This window comes from Thermoanaerobaculia bacterium (assembly GCA_018057705.1).
GTDB lineage: Bacteria > Acidobacteriota > Thermoanaerobaculia > Multivoradales > JAGPDF01 > JAGPDF01.
Genome location: JAGPDF010000159.1, coordinates 1 through 3840 on the forward strand (window position 1 = coordinate 1; position 3840 = coordinate 3840).

Sequence of the window (3840 nt, forward strand, 5' to 3'; positions counted from 1 at the left end):
CGATCGAGTGGCTGCTGGCGGAGATCTGGCCCCGCCTGCGCCGGCTGCGGCCGCGCGTGCGGCTGGCGATCGTCGGCGCCCATCCGCCGGAGGAGGTCGCCGCCCGGCACGGCCGCGACGGTATCGAGGTCTTCGGCACCGTCGCCGACACGGCGGCGTTCTACCGTGGTGCGCGAGTGCTCCTGGCGCCGATCCGGGCCGGATCCGGCACCCGCCTGAAGCTGCTCGAGGCCTTCGCGAGCGCGCTGCCCGTCGTGGGCACGAAGCTGGCCGCCGAAGGGCTCGCGGTGCGCGACGGCGAGCATCTCCTGCTCGCCGAGACGGCCGAGGAGCTGGCGCGGGCGGCAGCCAGGGTGCTCGCGGAGCCCGAGCTCGCGGCGGAGATCGCAGCGGCGGCTCGCCGGCTGGCGGAGGAACGCTACGACTGGCAGCAGTGCGCGGAGAAGCTGATGTCGGCCTGGGACGACCTGCTGGTCGAACCGGCCGGGGCGGTCGGACCGTCGCCCGCCGGCGTGCCAGCGCTCGCCGCGGCGCCGCCGGCGCCGGCGCGAGGGGCCGCCGGCGAGGTCGGCGACAGGGCAGAAGGGGAGGTCGCCGTGTCGGTCATCCTCCCGACCCGCAACGGCGGCGAACGTCTGGGTGAGGTGCTACGCGAGATCTTCCGCCAGCAGATCGACGTGCCCTTCGAAGTGATCTGCGTCGATTCGGCTTCGGACGCCGCCGACCTCGCCCGGATGCGCGACTTCCCGGTGCGCATCGTGCCGATCCCGCTGGCGAGTTTCAACCACGGCCTGACCCGCGATCTCGGGGCCCGTGTCGCGCGCGGGCGAGTTCTGGTCTTTCTCAACCAGGACGCCGTGCCGGCCGACCGGCTCTGGCTGCACCGGATCTCGGCGCCGCTGCTGCGACCGGGGCGGTACGCGGCCGTCCAGGGCGGGATCCGCGAGGTACCGGAGCGCGAGCAGGTCTTCTACTGGCACTCGGGCGGGCCGCGCTTCTACTTCACCAGCGAGTCCTGCGGCTGGATCGCCGGCCATGGCGGCATCGGCTTCTCGACGGTCAACGCGGCGTTGCGCCGAACGGTCTGGGAGTCGTTGCCCTTCGGCTGGGCGCCGATCCTCGAGGACAAGAAGTGGCAGGCTGCCGCAGCCCAGCGTGGCCTCGAGATCGCCGACCTGCCCGAGGCGGCCGTGCTGCACTCACATACTTACGACATGCGGACCCTCTGGCGCCGCGCGGCGAGCGAAGGCTTCGGTTGGCGTCTGCTGGGCGTGCGTTACGAGCGTGCGCAGATGCTCCGCGACCTCTTTCATGCCCGGACCCTGGAGCTCTGGCTGGAAGGCCTGCGAAGCGGAGAGATGAGCAGCCTCGCCGAGCGCCTCTTTCCCTGGGTGCGCCCTCTGGCGCTCTATTGGGGAAACCGCTGGGCGCGCGACGTCGCGCTTTAGACGAACTTCAGGAGGGCGGATCGAAGCGCGCGAGGGGGATCTCTGCCGGCGCCTGATAGAGCGCGACGCACAACAAGGCATAGAGGGCTCCGCGGCGGTAGCCGCGGCAGGCGTGGCGCTGGCAGCGCGCCAGGACATCGTCGCCCGGGTCGCGGTCGTGGCGGGCGACGCGCCGCAGGCCGGTGGCGAGCCCGCGCCGCCCGGCGTGGCGCCAGTCGAGGATCGCCTCCGAGAAGCCCTGCGCCGCAAAGCGGGCTGCCATCCAGGAGACCGTCAGGCGCTGCGTGCCGACATGGTGGCGCACGCCGGCAGACGGCAGGTAGAGGATCGCCTGGCCGCCGCGCTCGAGCCGCAGGCAGTACTCGATCTCCTCGCACGAGCGCAGCGAGTTGCCCTTGCGACCGAGCTGCTCGAGGAACTCGCCATAGTCCGTGAACGAAGTCCGCCGGAAGGCCATGTTGGCGCCGCGCGGCAACTCGTTGTAGCGCAGCGGCACCACTTCGGAGCCGCGGTCCCAGGCCGAGAGGTAGGGCAGGAACCGGCTGTCGAGCCAGCCCGGGAGGGCACCGTCGAAGATCGGTTCGACGGGCCCCCCAGCTGCGGCGACGCGTGGATCGCGAAACGCAGCGACATAGGCTTCGATCCACCCGGGTCCGGGCAGGGCGTCGTCGTCGAGGAAGAGCAGGATGTCGCCGCCCGCCTCACGCACCGCGCGGTTGCGCGCTGCGGAAAGCCCGGCGCGCTCTTCGCGCACGGCGCGCACCTTGCCGGGATGGGCAGCGACGACGCGCGCCAGCAGCTCGGGAGTCGCGTCGGTCGAACCGTTGTCGACCACGATGACCTCGGCGCGGCGGGGATCGACGATCGGCAGGAGCTCGCCCAGCGTCTCGGCGAGCCGGTCGTGCCGGTTCGCCGTGCAGATGGCGACGCTGGCGGCGGGCGATTCGGGTCCGCGCATCGGCCGGCAGTCTCTCACAGGCAGGACCGTTCGACCCGAGCGACGCTGGTAAGCTCGGAGCACCTTGGCGAAGACTCCTCCGCACGCCGGCGAGCCGGAAGCCGCCCAACCGACGGCGGTCGGGTGGACCGATTCGCAGTTGCTCGTGAGCGAGCACGTCATGCCGCTCGTCGCCGGCGGACCGAGCGAGGGCCACTGGCTGCTCGACCTTTTCAGCAGCCGCCCGATCTCGCGCCAGGGAGCCTGGCTGTCGCTGCACTGCGGCAGCGGAGGCCTCGAGTTCCTGGCCACCCAGCGCGGTCTGTTCGCCTCCCTCGACGGTTTCGACCCTTCGCCCGAGGCGATTGCGGCGGCCCGTGCCTGGGTGAAGTTCCACGGCGTCGGCGGGGTCCATTTCGAGGTCGGAGGCGTGCCCGACCTGCCGCTCGCGCGCGGCGCCTACGACCTGGTGCTGTCGCAGTACAGCCTGCACCGGCTGCCCGATCCGGACGCCTTCTTCGCGCGGCTCGACGAAGCCCTGCGCCCCGGCGGCTGGCTGATCCTCAACGAGTACGTCGGACCGAAGTACTTCCAGTTCTCCGAGCGTCAGCTCCGCATCATCGAGGAGCTCCTGGCGGCGTTGCCGCCGCGGCTGCGCCTGCACTGGCCGTCCGGCGGTCAGAAGACGCTCCATATCCCTCCCCCGGTCGCCCATTTCCTGGAGAACGCGCCGCTCGAGGCGGTGAGCTCCGAACAGATCGTCGACGCCATCTCGCGACGATTCGATCTGGAGAGTCGCCGGGACTATGGCGGTTCGATCCTGAATCCGTTGCTCTCGGGGATCGTGGGGAATTTCGACCTGGCGAGCGCCGAGGACTCGGCCTTGCTGCGCCTCCTCGCAGTCACCGAGCGGCTGTTGCTGCGTGAGGCAGCCCTCCCTTCGGACTTTGCCGTGCTGGTGGCGCGCAAACGTCCGCGTGCCTGAGCCGCGGCCCGGCCCTCAGCCCAGGCTCGCGATCCGGTCGGCGAGGCCGTCGGCGCCGGCGCCCGGGTCGACCACTTCGCCCAGGCCCCCGGCGAGGACTCGTTCGCCGAGAGCGCCGAGCGCGAAGGCGACGACCGGCACGCCCGCGGCGGCGCACTCGTCGAGCACCAGGCAGTGCGCCTCGGGCCAGATCGACGGCAGGAGCACGAGATCGATCTCGGCCGCGACCAGGCGCGCCGGCAGCGAGCCGGCGCGGAAGTAGCCGTGGACGCGGGTGCGCGGCAGGCGGCGGAGGCGGCCGAGGAGCGCGGGATCGCCACCGCCGAAGACATGCCACCGATAGCGGCCCGGCTGCTGCGCTTCGAGCCGGCGCACGACGCTTTCGAACTCGAGCGCCCCCTTGTGCCGGTGGACGGCGCCGGCGAAAGCGATGCGCCGCGGCGGGTGTTCGACCGTTCGGTGTGGCGTCC

The 3840-nt window shown here is 72.0% G+C and carries 4 protein-coding genes; 2 read left to right on the forward strand and 2 right to left on the reverse strand.

The genetic code is table 11. The annotated features are described in order from the left end of the window. A partial coding sequence (locus tag KBI44_21530; GenBank protein ID MBP9147068.1) for a glycosyltransferase occupies positions 1-1448 on the forward strand: 1448 nt, incomplete at its 5' end. Between the two features lie 7 nt (positions 1449-1455). Here the strand turns inward: KBI44_21530 and KBI44_21535 are convergent. Further along, the gene (locus tag KBI44_21535) at positions 1456-2406 is read right to left on the reverse strand and encodes a glycosyltransferase (protein ID MBP9147069.1); all 951 of its coding nucleotides are present in this window, start codon (positions 2404-2406) and stop codon (positions 1456-1458) included. A gap of 64 nt (positions 2407-2470) precedes the next feature. Between KBI44_21535 and KBI44_21540 the strand changes: the two genes are divergently transcribed. Continuing rightward, complete coding sequence (locus KBI44_21540) at positions 2471-3370, forward strand: class I SAM-dependent methyltransferase (GenBank protein MBP9147070.1); 900 nt, start codon at positions 2471-2473, stop codon at positions 3368-3370. Positions 3371-3385: 15 nt separating this feature from the next. Here KBI44_21540 and KBI44_21545 read toward each other — a convergent pair. Then, positions 3386-3840: glycosyltransferase (locus KBI44_21545; protein MBP9147071.1), on the reverse strand; the 455-nt coding region annotated here is incomplete at its 5' end.